Raw genomic sequence first — 25,264 nt, 5'->3', positions numbered from 1 at the left:
CTAATTATGCACAGATGGGGTTACCAACTATTTTTTCAGCGTAGAAAACATAGCACTCAACGCATTATCGGAGATAGGCCTCGCAGAACTTGAGGGACCAGCTCCCGCTCCAGGAACGGGTGTGGAACCCCCGAACACAAGTGGCGCCCCTCTTCTGTGGTACCGCTCCTCCCGATGCTCAGCTTGAAATTCATAGTTTCTCACGATAACTTCCAACTCTTCTCTCTTGGCGCTTACTCTCCAATCTGAAACTACCCTCTCAATTTTCTCGATTTGATCGAGCCAGTCTGCAACCGTACTTTCACGATGCTCTGAAGCGACCTCCATTGGATCAAGATTTTCGACGGTGTAACCGACCTCTTCCGACAAACGCTCATAGAATTTTTCCGAAAACTCAACATCAGCAGCCTCTATGCTGGAGCACAACTCGCTCGCCTCCTCCAACTCCAAAAGATATTCTCTATCTGTAAGGAATTTCATGAGCTTCCAGCGCATTAGTCGAGCGACAGCGCGAGCCAAGGGGAGCGCAGTATACACCCCGAACTCTAGCTCACTTATTGTATCAGGGAGAGATGGCTCATTGATGTAACAGTGGTCTGCAAACTCTTCCGATCTAAGATAGCGAACTAGATCAGCATTCGCAACCACAATAAGTGAAGCCCCTACAGTGCGCAAAACGACATCGAGCGATGCTCGGCCATGTAGAGCACCTTCGATCACTCTACGCTGGAGAAGAGATGCGACTTCAACCAAATCCTTTCGACGATTTGCAAGACGGATCTTGGCAAACTCCCACAGACTCTGCGCGAGATCCCATGTAAGGCAAGACTGCATCATTGGCCCTACTACGTCCACAGACGCCGCTTCGACCTCCAGAAAATCTTGCACAGATGGATTAATAAACGACGTTTGCCCAGAGTTTAACTTAAGAAATGCCCCCTCAAGGACCATTATCTTGTCTTCAAACCTTTCATCACGCACCAATCCGAATGCTTCATTGCCAGCCCTGTATGCATCCTTCAGATCCCTAAGTCCGATTGAGCGCGTAACCACCGACGAACGACCCAGAATGTGCTGGTAGTAGAGAACTATCTGGCACTCCCTTGAGATATGTCTTCGAAATGCTTTTTCCCAAATTCGGTGCGGATTATCAAGCGCGTCAAGAAAGGTCTTCGCATACGTGCTATCATCTGCCTCCAGAAGGCCATACTCATCCGTCATCCACTCAACAATTCGAGGCATGTAGTTGGGGTGGTCAATAATTCGAATTAGGCTGTCGCCGGTCAGCAAGCTCGCAATCGCAGCACTAGAGATTCCAGAATGATATACGTGATTATATAGAATACGAGCGCGGATTTCTCGATTATACCTAGTCAGATCAATCACTAACTCAGCAAGTTTTACATACGCACGATCTAATGACTCTGAATTTAGTTTTGCTTCGTGATATATGTGCGATCGCGAAGTAAGTATGAACCTCTTATTCTTACTCTTCATGATCATCTTTATGAAGCGCGCAATTTTGCTATCTTTGCTTCCCAGAGACCGTTCATCCAGTCGTGTTGTTCCCAGGAAGTCGTCAAACAAGAAGACTTGACTTTCGGCCTCAGAGTGCGCGCTGTAAGCGTCGTCGATGTCCCGCACAGCAACAAGGTCCCAGCCGCTATCACAATAATGCGCGGCGAGCACCTCAGCCAATGTGGTCTTGCCCACGCCCGGAGGACCGGAGATGATAAGAACGTGATGTTTATCCAGTATCTTAGACGCTTCGTCCAAGCTAGGGCTGGCGACGTAGACCTTCAGCTTTCGGTCGATATCGTCCCTAGTATCCTTTGTAAAAAGCTCACCCCCCCTACTCAGTAACTTCTCCAATACGCTGGAGCTAGTGAGCCAGAGCTTGATATTTCTCTTCTCTACGTTCGGATATTTTCTGAGCAATTCATTTAATTCAATTAGACCATAAATGTCCGTTGTTGAGGCGGATGGATGACTCAGCGCCGCGACAAGCTTATCTTTGCGTTGCGGCGTGAGGGGGACTGAGGCGGTCAAGACGTAGCGCGTCGGATTTAGCTTAGCGAGTTTCGTGGCTTCTTTCTTTGCCGATCGCTCAAGTGTTGCAAATTCACCTGTGTATCGCTTCGCTTGGAGAATGATATCTCCAGAAGCTGACTTAAACCTTCCGTCGATTCCTAGGTCAGCACCTTCGCTGAAGCCTTCAAAGTGACAGCCAAGGTGCTCACCTAAAAGGTCACGGCAAAGGCTTTCAAACTCTATGGGAGATAGATTTTTGAAGCTGTAGTTTTCGGTCAATCGGGCACCCCCCAAATAAAACTATCATACGTCGCCGCGTGGACTCTAATAAATACCGGCAAAGAGTGCCTTGTGCAACATAGCAGTGACATTATCGAGCGGGAAGGCCTCGGGTTATCGATCGGCGCGCAGTGCCAGCTGTTTGCGGCGATCGCGACGATGATGTGTGATAGAGCGAACGTCGGCTTTCGGGAGACGCCGCTTCGCAGCATCGATGATGTTTAGGCGTTCGCCCTGAGCCGAAATGAGCCGCAACGCAGTTTCGGCCTCACAAATCGGCCAGCCCTAATCTTTCAAGAATCGTGACGTTGGTCCGAACGAAATCGGCCCATTGCTTTGCGCCTGCGGTCTTGAGGCGACGGAAGTGGCGAGGGTTCCCCACGCTGGCTATCTCGATATCGTCGAAGAACGCTTCGGCCGATCCGAGGTCGTTCTGGACGGCCAGCGCCCCGGCCGCCGCCGCAAGGCCTATGGAATCCCGATAGAGCGGCAGCGTCACCGCCTCGCCGAAGGCGCGCACTTCGTCCTCGTGCGGCAGGTCTGCCGGATCAATCGTATCCGCTCCTCGCGCCTCCGCCTTGAAGCGGGCGGGTAGGAAAGGCATCTCGGCCACGTGTCCGAGCAACTGAAAGATGCGCGTTGCGGCCTTAGGGTGCGTTGAGAGTGCGCCGCCGTGCCGGCTGTCTTCCACTTCGATCAGCACCATCATCGCCGCGACAGCCGCCGCTCGATGGCGCAGGCTCTTCCACTCCTCCGTCGAGTAAGCGTCAATCAGCAGCTCGATCGCGTCATGGTCTGCCTGCAGTTCCAGGCAGGGATCAACCTTCGCCATTTCCGCTGGGCCAAAACCTGCGAGGAGATTGGGCCGGGCAACGTGGCGCTCTACGAGCGCCAGCACTTGAGGCGCGCGCGTCTCCGCGATGCCGCCGCGCCCGATGATCTCGAAGTGCCTCAGATCGTGATGCTGCATCTCGTGGAGCATCAGCCATACCAGCGACAGGTCGGCCATCACGCGGCTTTGCGCCAGGAGCGCGTCGCTACGCTCCGCTTGTGTGGCGAGGAAAGCCGCCCAAAGAGCGTCGAAGGCCGCGACTACGCCCTCGCTCACCCGGATCGTGAGGCCCTTTCCGTCCACCTCGCAGAGCGCCCAAAATGCGGCGTCCTCATGCAGGATGAGCCTGGGGACAAGGGCGAAAGGCTCACCCATCAGTTCTTCGACTTGGGCAAGCGCCGTGGTAAGTGCGGCCGATAGCCTTACTTTCGCATTGGACATTGCCGGCTCCATGGCCCGAGCCGTGGATGGTGTGAGGTGCCGAAGGGTTTCGACACCCAGGTTGCTTTGGGGTCAGGTTAAACATTGGCGCTTATTGCAAGATGTGTGCGGTAGTACCGCACCTCTTGGCAAGGGGGCCCGCTGCGCGCCCCCGTTGCATCCCCCCAGGCCCTGGCTCCGTCGAGGCATTGACGCTTTGAACAAGCCAGTGAAACATGCCGTCGTTCCAATCGCTTGCTGGCGAGCCGCTCTTTAGCCATCGACGTAGCAGGATGCCCTTCCAAAGCCCGTCGAGCGATCTCGCCGCGGGTGGATGCCCAGCTCGACTGTGGATAGGGTGGCGAGGAGCGTGTTTAGCGAGTGATCTTGGCGCGCTCACCTGCTATGCTAACAAAAAATCATAGGAAATTGAGTGTTGAGAAGCGAAATGGCAAGTCAGGGCAGCCTGTTTACATCTGAATTTTTGATCGAAAGCATTCAAGAACTTTCGGAATGGAGCGTCGTGTCTGGAGCCGAGCTCGATCAGTTTGGCGAGGCTAGGTTATGAGCAACGTTAACGTCAAACGCGCTGTCGAAAATATCCGCTCGGGGACGAATATTTACACCCCTCTTGTCGAAACCATCGTAAACGCCATCCAGGCGATTGAAGCATCATCGTCCAAAACGGGTCGCGTCGATATTCTAGTAAAGCGGTCGAGCCAGCAGGAACTTGAAGGCAGTCAGCCGCCAGTCGAGAGCTTCATTGTCATTGACAATGGTATCGGCTTTAATGACGAAAACAGGAATTCATTCGATACCCTTTATTCGGATCACAAGATCGCGCATGGTGGCAAGGGATTCGGGCGCTTTACCTGTCTCAAATACTTCGATGATCTGCTAGTTGAGAGCGTTTTTGAACACGAAGATGGACGAAAAAAGCGCTCCTTCAAAATGGGTAAGCAAACCGACATCATCGTTAACGAAAGCATTGAGGATTGTCCCGATGGTGGTATCGGTTCCCGTGTCACCATGCTCAACGTAAAGCGCGCATTTCCCGACAAAAAGATCAAAACTATTGCCAGGGCACTTGTGGAACGGCTCCTCCCTTATTTCATTGACGCCGACTATCAGTGTCCCGAAATCGGGATTGCTGAGGACGATGGAGCCAGTCGCATAATTCTGAATAACTTTGTCAATAATCAACTTTCTGCGATGATTCAGGAGATCCCGCTTCAGAACGGAGAAATAATCCTTGGTTCCGGGGACAAAGTTCAGAGTTTTACGGTTCGCGTGTTTAAAGTCTATGCTCCACGAAATCAGAAAAGTAAGATCAGCTTAGTTGCAGATCGCCGTGAGGTTACGGATACGGCAATCCATAGTTTTGTCCCTGAATTCGTTGATGAATTTTTCGAAGCAGGATCACGTGAGGGCGAGGAAAAAGATCGTAATTACATAGTCAAGGCGTATGTCTTCGGTCCATATCTAGATGCCAATGTTTCTCTTGAGCGAGGCGGTTTCGAGTTTCCTAAGGTCGATGATCTGCTTCATCCAATCTCGCAATTTGAGATCGAGCAGGCAGTCGCCCAGATCGCGCGCGATGCACTTGGTGATACTATCACCGCACGTCAGGAGAAGAAACGAGCACAAGTGCGTGGTTACGTCGAAGACTCAGCTCCGTGGCACCGATCGATCGCGGAAGATATCGACTTGGCGTCGATGCCCTACAACCCGACACCAGAACAAATAGAGACGATATTTCAGAAAGAGAAGTTCTCCCAGGAAGTGTCCATACGACAACAGGTTAGCAGGATGCTTAACGAGACAGATGCGCAGGATCTCAACGACGGTCTACCAAAGATTTTGGATCAGATATCCAAGACAAGTCGTAATGACTTGATTCACTATATAGCGCTTCGGAAGCACGTTCTCACGCTATTTGGGAAGAGCTTCGAGCTTACTGGCGACCAAAAGTATCCATCCGAGGGGGCTGTCCATGACATTATATTTCCCCGCAAGGGCGATTCCGCTGTGACACCTTTTGAGGAACACAATCTTTGGATTATCGATGAACGCCTCAATTTCACAAATTTCGTTAGTTCCGACAGGCCCGTGGACGGAGGAGCAACTGAGCGTCCAGATTTGTTGGTGTTTGAAAAGCCGGTGCTGTTTAGGGGGGATAACGAGGCGAGCAACCCAATCACTGTCTTCGAGTTTAAGAAGCCAGGACGCGATGACTTTGCGAACCCGTCATCAAAAGAAGATCCAGTGCAACAGATCATCAGATATGTAAATAATGTCAAGAAAGGGAAGTTCAAGACTCCTAGGGGACGTCCAATCCTAGTTGCGGATAATACACCGTTTTACGGCTATGTGATGTGCGAAATTACCGAGAAGGTGAAAGAATGGTTGGAGATGGAGAAGGAGTTCACCCCCATGCCGGATGGTGGCGGGTGGTTTAGATGGTTTGGCAACAACAATCTATACATGGAAGTATTATCGTGGGACAAAGTGCTGCGAGATGCAGAGATGCGAAACGGAATCTTCTTTCATAAACTTGGTATATGATAGCTATCTGCAGAAAACAAGGAGTTGCGCCCCAAGGAAAAGGTCTCAGCACCTGTCACGGTGTGGATCTTGACTAGGCGTCGTTGGAGGCTTCGCCGTAGGCTTTGAAACCCTCAGGCGGCGTGTCGGTTGGCGTTTCGTCGCCGTTCCGATGGCGGTTGCACTCGTCGGTCCAGAGCCAGTGCATGAGCAGATGCGACAGGGTCATGCCCTCGAACGGGTGGGTCTCGCAGTGCTTCACCCACGCCGCGAAGTCGATCGCGCCGCGCGCTTCAAGCCAATCGACATAGTCCCAATAGCCTTGGGTGAGGAAGATCACCTGATCCGCTCCGCGAATGGACGGATAGACGCGCGGGACGACCTCTGCCGGCTCGCCGCGGGTGCGCAGGTAATCCATGAAGGCGATGTGATCCATCTCAGCAGGATACCATCCTCATGGGTTAAATCGCCATTTGAACATATTCCTAACGCCTTTGACGGCTGCGGCTCTGACTTGCCCCGCGTAAGAGAAAAGGACGCCTTTCGGCGTCCTCCTGAGCTTGATAAGGGCTGAGATGGCTAGTCACCGCTCCCAGCCCAGCCCCTTGTCCTTGCCGGGGTCGAAGCCCTTGAAGGCGCGCTCCTGGCTGTCGTCCAGCCCGCTCCGGATGCGATGGACCGCCTCCTTCTGTTCCGGGGTCAGGGGCTCCTGTTTCCACTCCCGGTCGTAGAGCGCCACCTGCCGCCCGTCTTTCATCACCACGAGCTGCTCGACGGTGCCGCCATCCAGGCCGCTCTTGTCCGGCGTCTCCGTCAGCTTCGCCGCGAAGCTGTAGCCCGGCATCGAGAGCAGCTTGCCATCCGTGAACCGCCACGCATTGCCTTGATCGAGGGTCGGCAGCTTCACCTCGGGGGTGGCGTGCGTGACGGGCTGCTGCTGCGCCGTGATGCTCGTCCGAATGCCCATCATGCCCGGCGGGGCGATGTTCGGGGCGGGCTTGGTCGCCTGTTCCGGCGGCGGCACTCTCGGCGCGGCGTTGTCCTTGTCGCGGAAGGCGGGCGTCTCGCCACGGGAGGCCTCGTTGAACGGCTTACGCTGTTTGTCGTCGCTCATGGGAACGGGTCCTTCTCATCACCAGAGGGGATCGCCAGGCGTCACCGCCGCAGGCCGGGCCACGCTTCGATATGTGAGGTCTGCGCGCGGCCCGGCCTGCTCATCGCGTCGATGGCAGCCGGCCCGATCAGGGGCCGGCCGTGGGGCTCAGGAAGGATCGACCGGCCGGTGGAGGTTCATGCCTTTGGCCTGAAGCTCCGGGTCCTCGTACCAGCGCAGCTTGCGGGCCATGATCGGATCGGTGTTCTCGATCAGCACCAGCTGCCGATCGAGCTGCAGACGCATCAGCTCGTCCGGATAGGCCAGCTTGCGCTGCGCCGCCGCCCGCGTGTCGGTCTCGGTCCAGGAGGAGCCAATGCTGTTTCCGCCAGGCCCGGAGCCATGGTTGAAGGCGCTCGCCAGCGCGGAGCTGAAGTTCCACACCGTCGTCACCCCGCACATCGCCGAGAAGTACTCGGCCGAGGTCTTGTCGGGCGAGCCGAAGTAGCTGACCGCCCCGCTGTTGGCGATGAAGCTCTCATAGTCGTCGCCATAGACCTTGCGGAGCTGGCACAGGTCCTGAACCACGCCCCAGAGCTGCATGCCGAAGCCCGCCATCAGCCCATAGGCCTGTTCGACCGAGGAGAGCCGACCCAGGGCCGCCATCTCGTCCAGCAGGAACAGCACCGGCTTCTTCGGCTTGTCCTCGATGTTGCGGGCGTTCACCGTGATCGCCTGCTGCACCAGCAGGCGCAGGAAGCGGCTGAAGGCGTCGAGACGGTCGGCCGGCAGGATCAGATAGACCGTCATCGGCCGCTTCTTCAGATCCTCGAACCGGAAGTCGGAGACCGAGAGGCTTTCCCGCAGCCGGGCGCTGTCGAGCATATGCGTTTCCGCCTGCGCCGAGGCGAGGACGTTGGCCATCAGCCGCTCTTCCTTCTGCAGGCTGCGCGCCCCGGTGCTCGCCACGATATGGTGGGGCGAGTTGGCCATGCGCTCGAACATGACCTTCATGTCCGGGCCGCTGAGCAGGAGCAGGTCCCGCACCGTCCCCAGATGCCGGCGGCCCTCGAACGCTTCATCGACGGCCACGTGCATGATGGCTCCCTGGATCAGGGCCTTCGCTTCCTCGCGCCAGAAGGCGTCGCCCTTGGCGTCCTGCTGCTGCACGATCGCGTCGGCGAGCAGCATGGCGTTCTCGGTAATGTCGACATCGCCGAGCTGAAGCCAGTCCAGCGGGTTGAACCGCGCAGGTTCCCGCCCCATAGCCCCGGCGGCGATGTTCCAGGGATCGACCAGCAACACCTCCTGTCCCATGGCATCGCGCGCATCGGCCGTGATCATCGCGTTCTCGCCCTTGGGGTCGATGACCAGGGCCGAGCCGGGATAGGTCAGCAGGTTCGGAACGATATGCGAGACGCCCTTGCCCGAGCGGGTCGGCGCGACCGTCAGCAGATGCCGGTCGCCCTTGTAGGCGAACTTGCGCAGGGCGTGGCCGTCATAGGCCTGGCCCAGCACCAGGCCGTCCGTCCCGAAGAGCTTCTTCGAAGCCATGTGCTCCGCATCCGCCCACTTCGCCGAGCCGAAAGTGGTGGGAACCTCCCCCAGCTTCCGCACCGCCCGCGCGAGCCAGTAGCCCAGGGCGAGGCAGAACCCCACGACCGACATCAAGACGGCCGTGCTCCAGCCCAGCGCGCCTTCATCGATCACCGACACGACCACGGCGACCGCCGCCATCGCCATCAGCACCAGGCGGCGCGCCAGCCGGCCTTCGGGCGAGAGGAACCAGCCGATCACGAAGCCCGCGAGGGTCGCCAGCACCATCATGCCCACGCGCATGATGGCGAGCTGAAGCATCACCTCCTCGTAAGTGCGGGGTCGCCACAGATAGGGCTGCGCCTGCGCGGTCGCGCTCAGCAGGCACAGGCCCGCGCTCGCCCCGGCGACCAGCGCCGGGGTTTTCCAAGACGGTCGCATCGCGCCATCTCCTCATGTCCAGAGTTGCAGTGCGTCTGGACTAGAGGCGGACGGCCCATCGGCGCGCGGGTAGACCATGGGCAAGAACGGGCAATATTCAGCGCTCCAGCCGGGGTCCCGTCCGGGATCGCGGCCGTTCCGGCGTCGGTTGCCGATCATTGCGAGCCGCCGCGAGCGCAGACCGAAGGCTGCGCGCGAGGGTCTTTCGATCTTCGGCTTGCCGGGCGCGCAGGCGATCGGCCTGCAGCTTGAGCGTCCGGCGCTGCGTGAGCTGCGCCGTGACGATGGCATGACGCTCCGCCTGATCCCGCTCGGCGCAGGCCAGGGCGTCCAAGCGGTTCTGTTCCTTCATGCGCGAATGCCGGCCGGTGATCCGGTCGAAGATGCCCCGTAGACCGCCATTGAGGCGGGCCATCCGAACCTTCGCTTCCGCGTCTGCGCGGTTCGTCTGCTTCTGCCGCAGCTCGGCGCGTTGCGTCCGCTGGACCGCGACCATCGTGTTCCGCTCGTTCAACAGCGGAGCCAGGTCGCGGGCCTGTTTCTCCTTCACCTGCCAGATATAGCCGCGAAGCTGATCGTTGATCTTGCTCTTCAGCACCGCGCGCAGGTCGGCGACCGAGGGCAGCTCGTCCGCCGCCGCGCCGCACTTGTCGCGCACATCCTTGGTCTTCACGCCGGACCACCGCGAGAGCGCATAGACCTCGCCCTGCAGGTCCAGGGCGACGACGCTCCTGCGGTCTCCTCGCGCCAGAAAGTATCCCCGCTCCTCCAGCAGGTTGCTCAGGCCCTTGAGGCTGTTCGAGCGCTCCCAGGCATCCCGGAACACCTGCTTGATCTCCCGAGGATCGACGGATTGCCGGCGCGCCTGTTGCCATTCGGCCAGGGAGAAGTTGAGCGGGTTCTTGCCGCCGTAGGCCTGCAGCCCCTTCGGCAAGACCCATCCGTGATCCAGGAACAGATCGCGCGAGACATCGCGCAGCCGGGTCTTGAAGTGCGGCAGGTTCACCGCCTTGATCGTCTCGGGGTCGATGCGGGACCACACGACATGCGCGTGCCGCCGACCTTCCTTCTCGTGAATGACCATCGCCCGCGGCTGGCCATCGAGGCCGATGGCCTTGCCGGCCCGGTTCGCAGCCTCGCGGAACTCGTCCGGGGTGGCGACATGGTCGCCGGGCGGATTGAGGCTCAGCGAGAACAGGTATTGCTTGCAGCGCGTCGCCTTCGAGATCGCCTCCGCCTCGCGCAGCGCCCCTCGCAGATCGTCCGCCATGAAGCCGGAAATCTCGACCACTTCCACATGATCGTTGTCCCGATCGTTGAGGAGATGCGTCGCCAGAGCCGCCGCCCCTGACCGCTGCGAACCGACCAGGATCATCGCGTGGCGCCCCGCAGTCCGAGCGCCTGCATCAGCGTGGCGCGCATCCAGGCGACATCCACGCAGGCCTGCCGAAGATCGGCCTCCAGCGCGTCATCGACGACCAGCGTGCCGAGATGCATGCCCTTGGCGATCTGATTGAGATTGTTCGCCGTGCGGCTCTCCCCGAGCCGCGCCAGGATCGCCGCCAGAAGCCGCTGATCCTCGACCGGCGGCTTCGGCCGCGCCCGATAGCGGGCGGCATCCTCCGCGAGCACCACCGACTTGATGTAGGACGCCAGCGGCAAACCACCGGCCTGCGCTTCCAGTCGCGCGCGCTCCACATCGCTCAGTCGCAGAGAAAACGGCGCGGGACGTTTCCGCGTTTCGACTTGAATCCCGCTCATGGCCGCGGCCCCCGCAGGGCATCCGCATGGGGCTTCAGCGCCCGGTTCCAGTCCTCTAATTCACTGAAAAGCGCGTTCGAAGCTTCCCCTTTGAAGTGCGCCACTTCCCCACCCTTATCCTGAGCCTTCCGCCTCAATCCGGTTTCTGGAGCTCGTTCCGGCACCAGGTCTCGGGTCGGGCTCTCTCGCGTGTTGGCGCCCCCTCCTCCTGACGTATCGCCCGTCGCAACTGGGCCGCGCGGCACGCGTCTGAAGCCGATGTTCTCGACCGCGCGTTCGGATCCGCGCCGCCAGGTTCGGTGGGGGCGGTCGCGGGGCGAGAAAAAGCCGCCAGGCGCAGGGCGCGTGGCGGCTTTGGTCGGATCGGGCCCCCCGGCGCGCGAACGGATCGGCGCCGGGGGGCGTTGCGGCTTGCGGGCCGATCAGCTTGGCAGTTCGCCGTCCACGCCCTCGACGTAGAAGTTCATGCCCAGCAGGGTGCCGTCGTCGGCCGTCTCGCCCTCGGCGAGCCAGGCCGAGCCGTCCTGCTTGTTGATCGGGCCGGTGAAGGCATGGTGGGCGCCCGAGACGATGCCGTCCTTGATCGCGTCGGCCTCGGCGGCGACGTCCTCGGGGACGTTGTTGTACTCGCCGATCTTCACCATGCCCGACGAGATGCCCTTCCAGGTGTCGGTCGACTCCCAGGAGCCGTCCATCGCCATGCCCACGCGCTCGATATAGTAGGGCGCCCAGTCGTCGATGATCGAGGAGAGCCGCGCGGTCGGGCCGAACTCCTTCATGTCCGAGGCCTGGCCGAAGGCGTAGATACCCTTCTCCTCGGCGATGGTCACCGGGGCGGGGCTGTCGGTGTGCTGCATGATCACGTCGCAGCCCTGCTCGATCAGGGCGTTGGCGGCGTCGGCCTCCTTGCCCGGATCGAACCAGGTGTTGACCCAGATGATCTTGACCTTGACCTCGGGGTTCACCGCGCGGGCGGCGAGGAAGGCCGCGTTGATGCCGCGCACCACCTCGGGGATCGGGAACGAGGCGATGTAGCCGATGGTGTTGGTCTTGGTCATCCGCCCGGCGATGGTGCCGATCACCGCGCGCCCCTCGTAGAAGCGCGAGCCGTAGGTGGCGACGTTGGCGTCGCGCTTGTAGCCGGTGGCGTGCTCGAACTTCACCTGCGGGAACTGCTTGGCCACCTTCAGCGTCGGGTTCATGTAGCCGAAGGAGGTGGTGAAGATCAGGCCGTGGCCCGACTGGGCCATCTGGCGCAGGGCGCGCTCGGCGTCCGGGCCTTCGGGCACGGATTCGAGATACGAGGTGACGACCTTGTCGCCATACGCCTCCTCGACCGCGAGGCGGCCCTGGTCGTGCTGGTAGGACCAGCCGAAGTCGCCGATCGGCCCGACATAGATGAACCCGACCTTCAGCGGGTCCTGGGCCATCGCCCGGCCGAGGCCCAGCGTCGAGGCCGCGGTGGTCGCGCCGAGGCCGGCGAGAAACGTTCTTCTTTCCATGGTGCTGCAACTCCCTGGGGGTTTGGCGGTGCGTCCCTGCGCAGGACGATAACGAGGCTTGTCGGGCGCGTCACGGTTCATCTTGCGGCGCCGCAACGCGCACGGCCGCCGGGGCGCCGGCCGCGCTCAGGACGAGGCGGCCTGCCAGGCGAAATCGGCGCGCAGCGCCGCGGCGTCGGGCCCCTCGTCGGCGATCAGCTCGCGCATCAGCGCCCGCATCGCGTCGCAGAGCGGAGCGTCGCGGGTCTGGTCCGTCAGCGCCCGCAACTGGTCGGCCGAAAGACGTCCCCCCACCCGGCGGCGGGCTTCATGCATCGCCTCGGGCGAGACGGTGCGGCCCACGGGCGAGCGCTCGCCCTGGGCCATCGCCTGCAACTGCACCTCGGACATCTCGCCCATCCGGGGGGCGAGACGCTCCTGCGTGGCGAGGGGCAGGGCGGGGACGCCCTCGCGGATCATCGTCGCGCATTCGTCGGGACGGTCGGCCAGCAGGTCGAGAAGCTCGAGATAGGTGTCGAGGTAGGCGATGACATGCGCGTCCCCGGCCTGCAGCAGCCCGTCGGCGTGGCGGCGCCGCACGTCATGGCCCGCCTGGGCGCCCATCGACCGCTGCTCCGCCTCGGAGAGGTCGCTCTCCAGGGCCTGGGTCACGACCCGGGCGAGGTGATCGACCTCGTCGGGGTAGACCTCGCGCAGGCTGCGCGCGAAGGCGCCCAGCGGGCGGGGGTCGAGAAGCAGGGCGCCGAGCACGGCGCGCTCCTGCCGGGTCAGGGGGGCGTCGCTGCGTGGGGCGGGCTGCGGCGGGGCGGGTTGCGGCGCGGCGCATGCCGCTAGCGTCAGAACAAGCAGAGCGGCCGCAGCCGTACGCAGGCGTTGGGGTTTCAATGATCTTCCCTCTGTAACGTCAGTGTCTTGAATGAAGGCGATGCGGCGCGGCAGGCTCTTCAGCCCGCCGCGAAGAAGGGCCGCCCGAGGCAGGCCGGCGCGTTCATCCGCGCCCGGCGCTTGTCCGAGGAGATGATCACCAGCACCACGATGGTCACGAGGTACGGGGTCATCGAGAGATACTGGCTCTCGATCGCCACGCCGAGCGCCTGCAGGTTCAGCTGGGCGATGGTCACGCCGCCGAAGATGTAGGCCCCCAGCACCGCCCGCCACGGCTTCCACGAGGCGAAGACCACGATCGCGAGCGCGATCCACCCGCGCCCGGCAGTCATCCCCTCGACCCACAGCGGCGAGGCGACGAGGCTGAGATAGGCGCCCCCCACCCCCGCGCAGGCCCCGCCGAACAGGATCGCGGCGGTGCGGATCGCGACCACCCGGTAGCCGATGGCGTGGGCCGCGTCGTGGTTCTCGCCGACCGCCCGAAGCACCAGGCCGGCGCGGGTGCGGGCCAGCGCCCAGGCCGTGCCGCCGGCCAGCAGCAGCGAGACATAGACCAGCCAGTCGTGGGAGAAGAACAGCCGCCCCAGGATCGGCAGGTCCGAGAGCACCGGCAGCCACAGCCGCGGGAACTCGGGCGCAGGGATCCCCGAATAGGGCTGGCCCAGCATCGAGGCGAGCCCCAGCCCGAACAGCGTCAGCGCGAGGCCCGTGGCGACCTGGTTGGACATCAGCACCTGGGTCATGAAGGCGAACACGCCCGCCAGCGCCGCCCCCGCCAGCAGCGCGCACAGCACCCCGAAGGTGGTCGAGCCGGTGACGTTCGCCCCCGCGAAGCCCGCGATGGCGCCCACGATCATCATCCCCTCGACCCCGAGGTTCAGGACCCCGGCCTTCTCGACGATCAGTTCGCCCAGCGCCGCGAACAGCAGGGGGGTGGCCGCCACGATCAGCGCGATGGCGATGGCGACCGGATTCAGCGACGAAAGATCCATCACGCGGCCCCCTTGCGCGCGCCCCGCGGCGCGGGCGCCAGCCGGTAGCGCGAGAACACGTCCATCCCCAGCAGGAAGAACAGCAGCATCCCCTGGAACACCGAGATCGCGGCCGCAGGCAGCTGCATGGCCAGCTGCGCGCCCTCGCCCCCGATGTAGGTCAGCGCCAGCAGCAGGCCCGCGAGCAAGATCCCCGCAGGGTGCAGGCGGCCGAGGAAGGCCACGATGATCGCGGTGAAGCCGTAGCCCGCCGGCAGACCGGGGACGAGCTGGCCGACGGGCCCCGAGGCCTCGAAGGTCCCCGCCAGCCCCGCAAGCCCGCCCGAGACCGCCATCGCCAGCAGCACCGTGCGCGACTGCGAGAAGCCGGCGAAGCGGGCCGCGCGCGGCGCCTGGCCGAAGAGCTTCAGCGAAAAGCCGTACTCGTGCCGCTCGAGCAGCGCCCAGCCGATCAGCACGGCCGCGAGCGCGGCCAGCGCCCCGACATGGGCGCGCGTGCCCTCGAGCAGGATTGGCAGGGTGGCGCTGTCGTGGAACAGGCGGCTTTCGGGAAAGTTGAACCCGTCGGGGTCGCGCAGCGGCCCGGTCACCAGCGCCGAGAGCCACAGGCCCGCGACATAGACCAGCATCAGCGAGACCAGGATCTCGTTGGCGTTGAACCTGACCTTCAGGATCGCGGGGATCAGCGCCCAGGCGGCGCCGGCCGCCGCGCCCGCGAGGCACATCAGCGGCAGCACCCAGATCCCCTGGACGTCGTAGACGGCGAGGCCCGTCGCGCCGCCGGCGATGGCGCCGACGATGAACTGCCCCTCGGCCCCGATGTTCCAGATGCCCGCCCGAAAGCCCATGGCGAGCCCCACCGCGATCAGCACCAAGGGCGTGCCCTTCACCAGAAGCTCGGAGCGGGAGAAGTCGTTGGTCAGCGGTTCCCAGAAGATAGTGATGATCGCCTGCACCGGATCCTTGCCGAGCAGCGCGAACAGGATCATGCCGAAGATCATCGTCAGCACGACGGCGATCAGGGGGGCTGCCAGCGCCATGGCGCGGCTGCGCTCCTTGCGCGGTTCAAGCCGCAGCATGGGCCCCTCCTCCCATCAAGAGGCCGATTTCCTCGACCGAGGTTTCGCCCGCCGGCCGCGGGGCCGACAGGCGGCCCCCCGCGATCACGGCGAAGCGGTTGGAGATTTCCATCAGCTCGTCGAGGTCCTGGGAGATCACCATGATCGCGCAGCCCTGCTGGGCGAGGTCGCGGATCGCCTGGCGGATCGCCTGCGCCGCGCCCGCGTCCACGCCCCAGGTGGGCTGCGAGACGACCAGCACCTCGGGGTTCTGCAGCATTTCCCGCCCGATCACGTATTTCTGGAGGTTTCCGCCGGATAGCGACCCCGCAGCCGCCCCCACGCCGGGCGTGCGGACGTCGAAATCCTGCACGATCCGCTGCGCATAGCCGCGCGCGGCGCCAAGCTTCAGCAACCCCTTCAGCGACAGCTTCAGCCGCGTCCGGGCAGAGACGAAAGTGTTGTCGGTCAATGACATCTCGGGCGCCGCCGCGTGGCCCAGCCGTTCCTCCGGCGCCACGTTCAGCCCCAGCCGACGGCGGCGCGTGGGGCCGAGGTGGCCGATCGGCGCGCCCTCCAGCACGATCATGCCCGGCGCGGTGCGGGTCTCGCCCGAGAGCGCGGCGGTCAGCTCGTCCTGGCCGTTGCCCGCGACGCCCGCGATGCCCAGCACCTCGCCCGCCTTCAGCGCCACCGAGATCGAGCGCAGCGAGACGCCGAACTGCGCCTGCGAGATCACCGTCAGGTCGCTCAGCTCGAGCCGCGTCTCGCCGCCCGCGCCGGCGGGGGCGCCGGGGGCCGAAAGCTCGCGCCCGATCATCATTTCCGCCAGTCCGCGGGCCGTCTCCTGCCGCGGATCGCAGGCGCCCACCACGCGGCCCCCCCGCAGCACGGTGGCCGCGGTGCACAGGCTGCGGATCTCCTCGAGCTTGTGGGAGATGTAGAGGATCGCCACCCCCTCGTCGCGCAGCTTGCGCAGGGTGAGGAACAGGGTCTCGACCTCCTGGGGGGTCAGCACCGAGGTCGGCTCGTCCATGATCAGCAGGCGGGGGGATTGCAGCAGGCAGCGCACGATCTCGACGCGCTGGCGCTCTCCGACCGATAGCTCGCCGACCTGACGCCCGGGGTCCAGCGGCAGGCCGTATTCGGCCGATACCTTTCGGATACGGTCGGGCAGGTCGCGCCCCGCCTGGGCGGGCGGCAGGCCGAGGGCGACGTTCTCGCCCACCGTCATCGCCTCGAACAACGAGAAGTGCTGGAAGACCAGGCCGACGCCCGTCTCGCGCGCCTCGCCGGGTGCGGCGGGGGCGAAGGGGCGGCCCTGCCAGAGCATCTCGCCCTCGTCCGGGCGCATAACGCCATAGATCATCTTGACCAGCGTCGACTTGCCGGCCCCGTTCTCGCCCAGCAGGGCGTGGATCTCGCCCGGCTGGATCTCGAAGCTGACGTCGGCATTCGCGATCACGCCGGGGAAGCGCTTCCACAGCCCCCGGATCGACAGAAGCGCGGTCATTCGGCCCCCTCTCCCGTTCGCAGCGCGCTCCCGCGGGAGGCGCGCCAGCGCAGGTGATCGGCGGCGACCGAGACGGCGATCTCGGCCGGCGCCTTGCCCCCCTTCAACCCCTCGGGCCCCGCAAGGCCGATGGGGCAGTCCATTCGCGCCACGGTCTCCGGCCCGTGACCGAGCGCCGCCAGCCGCCCCCTGAAGCGCGCCGCCTTGGAGGCCGAGCCGATCACCCCCAGCCGCGCGAAGGTCCCGCGAGCGAGGATCGCGTGCACGATCTCGAGGTCCATGGCGTGGCTGTAGGTCATCACCAGATGCGCGGCGTCGCCCGGCGCCAGCGCCACGGTCGCGGCCATGTCCGGCGCGGGCAGGGCGCGGACGTGGGGCGAGAGCGGCTCGGGGAAGCGCGACGGCGCGTCGTCGATCCAGGTCACGGCGAAGGGCAGCCCCTCGAACACGCGGGTCACCGCGCGCCCGACATGGCCCGCGCCCCAGACCCACAGCGGGGTCAGCGCCGGGGTCAGCGGCTCGGCGAGCCACGGCGGCTCGCCGGGCTGGAACAGGAACGCGGCGCCCTTGCCCGAGCGCGCCGCCTTGCGCAGGGACCGCATGGCGAGCGGTATCTCGGAGATAGCGCCCAGCGGACGGGCGTAGAGGGGCGTGGTCTCGGGGTCCGGCAGAGCGTCGAGCTTCGCCTGGTCCCAGCGCTCGAACCCCAGCGTCGCCGCGCCCCCGCAGCATTGGGCCAGCGCGGGGCCGAGCGGGTAGTGCACGACCCCGTCCGGCGTTCGCGCGGCCAGCCTGCGGCGCGCCTCGGCCAGCGCCTCGAACTCCAGCGCGCCGCCGCCGATGGTGCCCTCGAAGGCGTCGGCGTGGACCAGCATGGCGGCGCCCGGCTCGCGCGGGGCGGAGCCCTGGGCGGCGGCCACCACGACCCGGATCAGCGGGCCGCGCCGCCCGATCGCCTCGCTCAGGGCCGCAAGGTCGAGGCTCACCGGCCGCTCTCCCGCCGCGTCTCCCAGGCGCGGCCGCGCACGTGGTCAACGGCGCGCAGCACCCGCTCGGGCGTCGCGGGGGCGTCGAGCGCGGGATAGATCGTGCCGTCCCCGCAGGCGGCGACCGCGTCCGACAGCGCAAGCAGCGCGGAAATACCAAGCATCAGAGGGGGTTCGCCGACGGCCTTCGAGCGGAAGATCGTCTCCTCCCGGTTCTCGTTGTCGAAGAGCGTCATGCGCATCTCCGGCCGGTCCGAGGCGGTGGGGATCTTGTAGGTCGAGGGCGCGTGCGTGCGCAGGCGGCCCGCCTCGTCCCAGAACAGCTCCTCCATGGTCAGCCAGCCGAGGCCCTGGATGTAGCCGCCCTCGATCTGGCCGAGGTCGATGGCCGGGTTCAGCGAGCGGCCGACGTCGTGGAGCAGGTCGGCGCGGTCGAAGCGATACTCGCCGGTCAGCGTGTCGATGGTCGCCTCGGTCACGGCCGCGCCATAGGCGAAGTAGTAGAACGGCCGGCCGCGGGCGGCGGCGCGGTCCCAGTGGATCTTGGGGGTCGCGTAGTGGCCCGCGGCCGAGAGGCTGACGCGGGACATGAAGGCCTGTTTGACCAGCTCGTCGAAGGCGATCTCGGCCTCGCCGACCTTCACCCGGCCGGGGAGGAAGGCGACGTCGGCGGGGCGGGCCTGGAAGCGCTCGGCGGCGAAGGCGATCAGGCGGTCGCGGATCTGCTCGCAGGCATGTTTGACCGCCATGCCGTTGATGTCGCTGCCCGAACTCGCGGCGGTGGGGGCGGTGTTGGCCGACTTTCCGGTGTTGGTGGCGGTGATCTTCACGCGGTCGAGGTCGATCTGGAAGATCTCGGCTGCGACCTGGGCGACTTTCACGAACAGGCCCTGGCCCATCTCGGTGCCGCCGTGGTTCAGGTGGACAGAGCCGTCGGTGTAGATATGCACCAGCGCCGAGGCCTGGTTCATCCAGGTCAGCGTGAAGGAGATGCCGAACTTCACCGGCGTGAACGCAAGCCCTTTCTTAAGGACGGGACTTTGCGCATTGAATTCGTTGATCTTCGCCCGGCGCTCGGCATAGTCGGAGGAGGCGAGCAACTGCTCGGCCAGCGCGTGGATGACGTTGTCCTCGACCTCCATGTGATAGGGGGTCGTGACGCGGTCTCCGCCGGGACGGTCGTAGTAGTTCAGCGCGCGGATCTCGGTGGGGTCGCGGCCGAGCTCGAAGGCGATGTGGTCCATCACCCGCTCGATCCCCACCATGCCCTGGGGGCCCCCAAAACCACGGAAAGCCGTGTTGGAGCAGGTATTTGTGCGGCAACGGTAAGAGCGGATGCAAACCGCGGGAAAATAGTAGGCGTTGTCGGCGTGGAACATCGCGCGGTCGGCGACGGGCATCGAGAGGTCCAGCGACCAGCCGCAATGGGCGAGCTGTTCGAAGTGGATGCCCAGGATGCGGCCCTCCGCGTCGATGCCCACGCGATAGTCGATGCGGAACCCGTGGCGCTTGCCGGTGATCTGCATGTCGTCGTCGCGGTCGTAGCGCATTTTCACGGGGCGGTTCAGGCGCTTGGCGGCGACGGCGCAGATGGCGGCCAGTGCGTTGCCCTGGCTCTCCTTGCCGCCGAACCCGCCGCCCATCCGGCGCACCTCGACGGTGACCGCGTGGAACGGGACGCCGAGGTTCTCGGCGACCTTGTGCTGGATCTCGGTCGGATGCTGGGAGGAGCAGTGGATCGTGACGTCGCCGTCTTCTCCGGGAACGGCCAGAGCGGCTTGAGATTCCAGGTAGAAATGCTCCTGGCCGCCGATGCCGATGGAGCCTTCGATCCGCTTCGGAGCAGCCGCGATCGCCGCCTGCGCGTCGCCGCGCTGCATCACATAGGGCGGCTCGAACAGGCTGTCGGCGGCGACGGCGTCCTCGACCGTCAGGATGGCGGGCAGCTCCTCCCACTCGATCTGCGCCAGGCGCGCGGCCTTGCGGGCGGCGAGGTGGGTGTCGGCGATCACGGCGAAGATCGGCTGGCCGACGAAGAAGACCTCCCCATCCTCGGCCAGCAGCGGCTCGTGGGAGGCGTTGGGCGAGACGTCGTTGGCGCCGGGGATGTCCGCGGCGGTCAGCACCTCGACCACGCCGGGCGCGGCGCGCACGGGGGCGAGGTCGATCGAGCGGATGCGGGCGCGGGCCTTGGTCGACAGGCCGAAGGCGACCGAGAGGCAGTTGGCCGGCGTGGGGATGTCGTCGACATAGGTCGCCGAGCCGGAGACGTGCTTGTGCCCGGAGTCGTGGCGCTGCGCCGCGCGCACGCCGCCGTCGATCGCGGTCTTCTGCGAGAGCGGCTTCGTGGGGGCGTTCATGCCAGCGCCTCCGCGCCGACGAGACGAGTTTGTCCTGCGGCGCCAGAGGTTTCGTGGAACACCTTCAGAAGCAGGTTCTGCGCGGTGCGCAGGCGATACTCGCCAGAGGCGCGCATGTCACTCATCGGTTCGAAGTCCTCGGCATAGGCCGGCAGGGCCGCCTCGACGGTCGCCAGGGACCAGGGTTTGCCGAGCAGCGCGGCCTCGACCGCGCGGGCGCGCTTCGGGGTGCCGGCCATGCCGCCGTAGACGATGGAGGCCGAGGCGACGGTCCCATCCGCGACCTCGATCAGGAAGGCGCCGAGGGTGGCGGTGATGTCCTGGTCGAAGCGCTTGGAGATCTTGTAGACCTTCAGCGAGTCCGGGCTCTTGGGGCGCGGAATGCGCACGGCCGAGACGTATTCGCCGGCCGCCCGGTCCTGCTTGCCGTAGTCGAGGAAGAAGGCCTCGAGGGGGATCGTGCGGGTGCGCTCGCCATGGCGCAGCACCAGCTCGGCGCCCAGCGCGATCAGGGGCGGTGGGCCGTCGCCGATGGGCGAACCGTTGGCGATGTTCGCGCCCACACAGCCGGAGTTGCGAACCTGGACCGAGCCCAGCCGGCGGACCATCTCTCCAAGATCGGGCGAGAGGCGCGCCAGGGCCTCGGCGGCGCGGGCGTAGGTGGCGGCCGCCCCCAGCTCGACATGGGTCGGGGTTTCAAGCACTCGGTCGAAGCCCTTGACCCGGTTCACGAAGATCAGGGTCTCGGGTTCCATCAGCCGCTTGGTGATCCACAGGCCGACGTCGGTGGCGCCCGCGACGATCACCGCCTCGGGGTGCGCGGCGACCAGGGTCGCAAGCTCGTCCTCGGTCGCGGGGACATAGGCGGTGCAGTCCGCGGCGGTCAGGGTCAGGGTCTCGGGGGCGGAGAGGGCCTCGAGCGCAGGGGACGGGTCCGTCTCCCAGTCCGGGGCGGGGAGGCTGTGCATCTTCTCGCCGGACTCGAGGATCGGGCCGTAACCCGTGCAGCGACAAAGGTTTCCAGCAATGGCGTCCTCGACCGCCCGGGGCGGCTGGGGGCCGTCGGGATAGGCGCTCCACAGGCTCATCACGAAGCCCGGCGTGCAGAAGCCGCATTGCGAGCCGTGCAGGTCGACCATCGCCTGCTGGGCGGGGTGGAGGCGGTCGGGGCCGGCCAGGGCCTCGACCGTGGTCACCGCGGCGCCGTCGAGCATCGGCATCAACTGGATGCAGGCGTTCACCGCCCGGCGGCGGGGGACGCCGTCCTCGAGCCGGGTCACCGCGACCGTGCAGGCGCCGCAGTCGCCCTCGTTGCAGCCTTCCTTCGTGCCGGTTAGGCGGCGGCTCTCGCGCAGCCAGTCGAGCAGCGTGGCGCGCGGGTCGACGTCCCGCAGCGAGACCGCCTCGCCGTTGAGAACGAAGCGCAGGTCGTCGCGCATCTCACGACCCCCGGTAGGTGGAGTAGCCGTAGGGCGAGAGCAACAGGGGCACGTGGTAGTGCGTCTCGGACGCAATGCCGAAGCGGATCGGGATGTCGGAGAGGAACGGGGGCGAGGGCAGGTCGCCGCCGCGCTCCTCGAGGTAGGGACCGCAGTGGAAGACCAGCTCGTAAGTGCCTGCGCGGAAGGCGGTTCCTTCCAGCATCGGCGCGTCGGTGCGGCCGTCGGCATTGGTCACCGTCTCGCTCAGCAGGTCGCGGCTGTCGGCGGCGAGCCGGTAGAGGTCGATCCGGATCCCCGCGGCGGGGCGGCCGGAGGCGGTGTCCAGCACATGCGTGGTGAGTCGTCCCATCGGTCCCTCTGATGCGGGAAGGCGCGGTTCCTCCGCGCGCTGCTGCGACGCATCAAAGACCGCTTGGGCGGTCGGCGCAAGGGGGCGTTCAGGCGGTGGGCGGCGGAGGGGGCGTGACGTCGGCGCCGCGACGCTCGGCGCGGATCAGCCACAGGTTTCTTGCGTAGATGAAGAAGCCCAGGCTCTGGCCCAGGATGAACACCGGGTCGCCGCGGTGGATCGCATAGGCCAGCAGCACCGCCGCGCCCCCGATCGAGAACCACCAGAAGGCCAGCGGGATCACCGAGCGCCGGGCCTTCTCGGAGGCGATCCACTGCACCAGAAAGCGGCCCATGAACAGCGCCTGACCGGCGAGGCCGATCAGGATCCACGCGAACTCGAGCATCGTGTCCGCGCCCAGGAACTCGGCCAGCGCCTGCATCATGCGGGGTCCGGTTCGTCGAGGCCGGGGTCGAGCGCGGCGACCGTCTGCAGCTTGCGCCGGCGGATCAGCCACCACACGCCCAGGAGGTCCAGCGCCCCGACCAGCGCGCGCCCGAAGTTGGTGTAGTTGGAATTGCCCGCGCCGCGCGCGCGGTGGGAGACGTCGACCAGCGCCACACGGTAGCCCTCGCGCTTGACCAGCGCGGGCAGGTAGCGGTGGATGTGATCGAAGAACGGCAGCGACAGGAACACCGCGCGCGGGAAGGCCTTGAGGCCGCAGCCGGTGTCGCGGGTGTCGTCGTGCAGCATCCGCCGACGCAGGCCGTTGGCCGCGCGCGAGGCCCATTTCTTCGACGCCGTGTCCTGCCGGTCCACCCGCTGGCCCGCCACCAGGCCCAGCCGGCCGGTGGCGTCGTCGAGCAGCGGCGCCACGAGGTTGGGGATCTCTGCCGGCGGGTTCTGCCCGTCGCCGTCGAGCGTGCAGCAGATCGGCGCCCGGGCCGCCCGCACGCCCGAAAGCACCGCGGCCGACTGCCCGCAGGAGGCGGCGTGGCGCAGCTCCCGCAGCCAGGGGTGGCGGGCGCGGGCGGCGGCGATGGCGCCGGAGGTGTCGTCGTCCGAACCGTCGTTGACGAAGATCGCCTCGAACGGGGCGAGCGAGGCGCAGGCGGCCGCGATCTCGTCCGCGAGGGCGGCGACGTTCTCCGCCTCGTTCTTCATCGGGGCGATGACGGTGATGCGCGGGCTGATCATGCGGGGTCCCTCGGCTCCGGGGGCGCGGTATAGCGCGGGCGGCGCCCGGGGCCAAGCGCGGGGTGAGGAGCGAGGCCGGGGCGTGGCGCCCCGGCCTCGGCGATCAGGCGATCAGGGGCAGGCGGCGAACAGCTCGGCGCCCTCGCGGGTGAACAGGCGCAGGGTGGTCACGCCGCCGCGGTTGGGGTTGAAGGCGGTGACCGAGGTCAGCTCGCGCAGCGCCGGCGGCGGGGCCTCGCCGGTGGGGTTCAGCGCCTGGTCGAGCTGGTCGCGGCGGCGATCCTCGATCCAGACCAGCGGCGCGGGGTCGTCGCGAAGCGAGTCCGCGGCCTCGGCCGGCTGGAGCAGGCGGACGCCGGTGCCCTGCAGGAACACCAGGCTCGGCTCGCGATAGCTCTGGGTGTCGGCGGGGCGGCCGACGCAGGCCTCAAAGGGGGCCGCGGCGCTGGCCATCAGCGTGCTGGGAAAGCCCCAGGTCAGGGCGGGCAGGGCGAACTGCAGCGTGGCGGGGTAGAGGGCGAGCGCCGCGGCGAACATCGCCGCCACCGCCGCCCCGCGCCGCACGGTCCACAGCGACAGCGTCCCCAGCGCCACGAAGACCAGCCCGATCACCGCCAGCGCCGCGCCCCAGGGCGAGACGGCGCCGGCGACATAGAGGGGCAGCGCGATGATCGCGAGCCCCAGCGCGCCGCCGACCGCGCCGAAAAGCACGGCGGCCGCGATCGACTGCCAGCGCCGGGGCGCCAGCACGGGCGAGGTCAGCCACAGCGCCACCAGACCGGCCGCGGCGGGGGCCGCAGGCATCAGGTAGTGGGGCAGCTTGGTGGGCGTCGCCTCGATGATCAGCCACCAGACCAGCGCGATCGCCAGCAGCGGCGCGGTCGCCCGCGCTCCGCGGGTCCGCCAGGCGAAGGGGGCCGCCAGCAGCATCAGCGGCGCCCAGGGCCACAGCGCCGCCCAGACGACGGCAAAGTAGGTTCCCGGAGGGGCGCCGTGGTTCTCCTGCCCCGAGGCGAGTTTGTCGAGGAAGTCGCCGCCCAGCGACTCCATCCAGAACATCCCGTCCGAGGCGAGGTGGATCGCCACCAGCCAGGGGATCACCAGCGCCACGAACAGCACCGGCCCGAGGCTCGCGAGCCCCAGCGCGCGCACCGGGGCGAGGCTGCGCTCGGCCACCAGCACGCCGATCACGGCCAGCGCCAGGATCGCGGGCGCGATGGGCCCCTTGACCAGCACCGCAAGGCCCAGCGCCCCCCACAGGATCAGCCGCAGCGCCAGCGCGTCGGGGCGCGGGGCGCGCGCATCCTCGACCGGCGCCGCGCGGCCGGGGCGGGCGGCGTGGGGGTGGTAGGGGTCCACCTTCCAACCCTTGCCCGCGGGCGCGGAGGGCGCATAAGGGTCGGGCACGTCCAGCGCCCGCCCCGCCGCGATCTCGATGGGCGGCGGCGCCGAGGCGAGGCCCGAGCGGGTCAGCAGCCGCACCCAGGCCCCCAGCGCGATCATCGTCAGGCCCAGCAGCATGGCGTCGGTCTTGGCGATGTTGGCCTCGCCCGCCAGCACCAGGCTGATCGCGGTCAGCCCCGCGGCGAGCGTGGCGGCCTGCGCCCCCATCAGCGGCCGGAACGCCCAGCCGGTGGCGAAGACCGCCAGGATCGCGCCCAGCAGCGAGGGGATGCGCCAGGCCCAGATGCCGGTCCCCTCGGGCCCGCCCACGGCCGCGACCGAGGCCGCCTGCATCCAGTAGATCCCGATGGGCTTTTTCCAGCGCGGCTCGTCCTGGAAGCGGATGTCGACGAAGTCGCGCGTCTCGAGCATCTGCTTGGTGGCCTGGGCGAAGCGGGCCTCGTCGCGGTCGGTGACCGGCAGGTCGGCGATGCCGGGCAGGAACAGCGCCAGGCACAGGGCCAGCAGCGCCAGCGCCCGGACCCAGCCACGCTCGATCCCCCTGCTGGCCGCGTCCTGGGCAAGGGCGCCGAAGCGCTCGGCCGTTCGCAGGGGCAGGGAGGGTCGCACGCTCATCTCGATCATCCGGTCGCTGGGATACGATACGGCCGGCGGGGGCGC

At 65.8% G+C, this 25,264-nt stretch carries 20 protein-coding genes; 1 reads left to right on the top strand and 19 read right to left on the bottom strand.

Annotated elements, in window-relative coordinates; translation table 11 throughout:
• Nucleotides 1–27: 27 nt before the first annotated feature.
• Together AAC134_RS07715 and AAC134_RS07710 are read right to left on the bottom strand one after the other, a co-directional pair.
• Nucleotides 28–2,310 carry a restriction endonuclease gene (locus AAC134_RS07715; RefSeq protein ID WP_339948492.1) on the bottom strand — a complete coding sequence of 761 codons (2,283 nt, stop codon included), beginning with the start codon at nucleotides 2,308–2,310 and terminating at the stop codon, nucleotides 28–30.
• 268 nt (nucleotides 2,311–2,578) lie between these two features.
• Nucleotides 2,579–3,583, bottom strand: a complete 1,005-nt coding sequence (locus AAC134_RS07710; protein ID WP_339948491.1) for a hypothetical protein — start codon at nucleotides 3,581–3,583, stop codon at nucleotides 2,579–2,581.
• A gap of 543 nt (nucleotides 3,584–4,126) precedes the next feature.
• Between AAC134_RS07710 and AAC134_RS07705 the strand changes: the two genes are divergently transcribed.
• A complete protein-coding gene (locus tag AAC134_RS07705; protein WP_339948490.1) occupies nucleotides 4,127–6,127 on the top strand; it encodes an ATP-binding protein in 2,001 nt (666 codons plus the stop codon).
• A 73-nt stretch (nucleotides 6,128–6,200) separates the two neighbouring features.
• Here AAC134_RS07705 and AAC134_RS07700 read toward each other — a convergent pair whose 3' ends face one another.
• The 17 genes from AAC134_RS07700 to AAC134_RS07620 all read right to left on the bottom strand — a co-directional run bounded on the left by AAC134_RS07700 (nucleotide 6,201) and on the right by AAC134_RS07620 (nucleotide 25,219).
• A complete protein-coding gene (locus AAC134_RS07700; protein ID WP_339948489.1) occupies nucleotides 6,201–6,542 on the bottom strand; it encodes a hypothetical protein in 342 nt (113 codons plus the stop codon).
• Nucleotides 6,543–6,689: 147 nt separating this feature from the next.
• The gene (locus AAC134_RS07695) at nucleotides 6,690–7,220 is read right to left on the bottom strand and encodes a hypothetical protein (RefSeq protein ID WP_339948488.1); all 531 of its coding nucleotides are present in this window, start codon (nucleotides 7,218–7,220) and stop codon (nucleotides 6,690–6,692) included.
• A gap of 147 nt (nucleotides 7,221–7,367) precedes the next feature.
• Nucleotides 7,368–9,176, bottom strand: a complete 1,809-nt coding sequence (locus AAC134_RS07690; RefSeq protein ID WP_339948487.1) for a type IV secretory system conjugative DNA transfer family protein — start codon at nucleotides 9,174–9,176, stop codon at nucleotides 7,368–7,370.
• Between the two features lie 97 nt (nucleotides 9,177–9,273).
• Nucleotides 9,274–10,551: a relaxase/mobilization nuclease domain-containing protein gene (locus AAC134_RS07685; RefSeq protein ID WP_339948486.1), complete on the bottom strand. Its 1,278-nt coding sequence runs from the start codon at nucleotides 10,549–10,551 to the stop codon at nucleotides 9,274–9,276.
• Nucleotides 10,548–10,937: a hypothetical protein gene (locus AAC134_RS07680; protein WP_339948485.1), complete on the bottom strand. Its 390-nt coding sequence runs from the start codon at nucleotides 10,935–10,937 to the stop codon at nucleotides 10,548–10,550. The genes AAC134_RS07685 and AAC134_RS07680 overlap by 4 nt, the downstream gene beginning before the upstream one ends.
• Before the next feature lie 422 nt (nucleotides 10,938–11,359).
• The gene (locus AAC134_RS07675; protein WP_339948484.1) at nucleotides 11,360–12,439 is read right to left on the bottom strand and encodes a BMP family ABC transporter substrate-binding protein; all 1,080 of its coding nucleotides are present in this window, start codon (nucleotides 12,437–12,439) and stop codon (nucleotides 11,360–11,362) included.
• Nucleotides 12,440–12,565: 126 nt separating this feature from the next.
• Entirely contained in the window at nucleotides 12,566–13,189 is a 624-nt protein-coding gene (locus AAC134_RS07670; protein WP_339948483.1) for a hypothetical protein, read from the bottom strand.
• A gap of 194 nt (nucleotides 13,190–13,383) precedes the next feature.
• Complete coding sequence (locus AAC134_RS07665) at nucleotides 13,384–14,316, bottom strand: ABC transporter permease (RefSeq protein ID WP_339948482.1); 933 nt, start codon at nucleotides 14,314–14,316, stop codon at nucleotides 13,384–13,386.
• Nucleotides 14,316–15,395: an ABC transporter permease gene (locus tag AAC134_RS07660; RefSeq protein WP_339948481.1), complete on the bottom strand. Its 1,080-nt coding sequence runs from the start codon at nucleotides 15,393–15,395 to the stop codon at nucleotides 14,316–14,318. Before AAC134_RS07660 ends, AAC134_RS07665 begins: the two co-directional genes overlap by 1 nt.
• Nucleotides 15,382–16,887: an ABC transporter ATP-binding protein gene (locus tag AAC134_RS07655; RefSeq protein WP_339948480.1), complete on the bottom strand. Its 1,506-nt coding sequence runs from the start codon at nucleotides 16,885–16,887 to the stop codon at nucleotides 15,382–15,384. The genes AAC134_RS07660 and AAC134_RS07655 overlap by 14 nt, the downstream gene beginning before the upstream one ends.
• Nucleotides 16,884–17,873 carry a xanthine dehydrogenase accessory protein XdhC gene (gene xdhC, locus AAC134_RS07650; RefSeq protein ID WP_339948479.1) on the bottom strand — a complete coding sequence of 330 codons (990 nt, stop codon included), beginning with the start codon at nucleotides 17,871–17,873 and terminating at the stop codon, nucleotides 16,884–16,886. The genes AAC134_RS07655 and xdhC overlap by 4 nt, the downstream gene beginning before the upstream one ends.
• On the bottom strand, nucleotides 17,870–20,233 hold the full coding sequence (gene xdhB / locus AAC134_RS07645) for a xanthine dehydrogenase molybdopterin binding subunit (protein WP_339948478.1): 2,364 nt from the start codon (nucleotides 20,231–20,233) through the stop codon (nucleotides 17,870–17,872). The genes xdhC and xdhB overlap by 4 nt, the downstream gene beginning before the upstream one ends.
• On the bottom strand, nucleotides 20,230–21,672 hold the full coding sequence (xdhA, locus tag AAC134_RS07640) for a xanthine dehydrogenase small subunit (RefSeq protein WP_339948477.1): 1,443 nt from the start codon (nucleotides 21,670–21,672) through the stop codon (nucleotides 20,230–20,232). The genes xdhB and xdhA overlap by 4 nt, the downstream gene beginning before the upstream one ends.
• A gap of 1 nt (nucleotide 21,673) precedes the next feature.
• Nucleotides 21,674–22,024 (bottom strand): hydroxyisourate hydrolase, encoded by a 351-nt coding sequence (gene uraH / locus AAC134_RS07635; protein WP_339948476.1) that lies wholly within the window; start codon nucleotides 22,022–22,024, stop codon nucleotides 21,674–21,676.
• Between the two features lie 88 nt (nucleotides 22,025–22,112).
• Nucleotides 22,113–22,448, bottom strand: coding sequence for a lipid-A-disaccharide synthase N-terminal domain-containing protein (locus AAC134_RS07630; protein ID WP_339948475.1), 336 nt, complete (start codon nucleotides 22,446–22,448; stop codon nucleotides 22,113–22,115).
• Nucleotides 22,445–23,200, bottom strand: coding sequence for a glycosyltransferase family 2 protein (locus AAC134_RS07625; protein WP_339948474.1), 756 nt, complete (start codon nucleotides 23,198–23,200; stop codon nucleotides 22,445–22,447). Before AAC134_RS07625 ends, AAC134_RS07630 begins: the two co-directional genes overlap by 4 nt.
• A gap of 111 nt (nucleotides 23,201–23,311) precedes the next feature.
• A complete protein-coding gene (locus AAC134_RS07620) occupies nucleotides 23,312–25,219 on the bottom strand; it encodes a glycosyltransferase family 39 protein (RefSeq protein WP_339948473.1) in 1,908 nt (635 codons plus the stop codon).
• Nucleotides 25,220–25,264: the final 45 nt, after the last annotated feature.

Source organism: uncultured Albimonas sp. (assembly GCF_963977235.1).
Taxonomy (GTDB): domain Bacteria; phylum Pseudomonadota; class Alphaproteobacteria; order Rhodobacterales; family Rhodobacteraceae; genus Albimonas.
The sequence above is the reverse complement of the archived record's forward strand: the minus strand, read 5'-3'. Positions and strand labels throughout refer to the sequence as shown.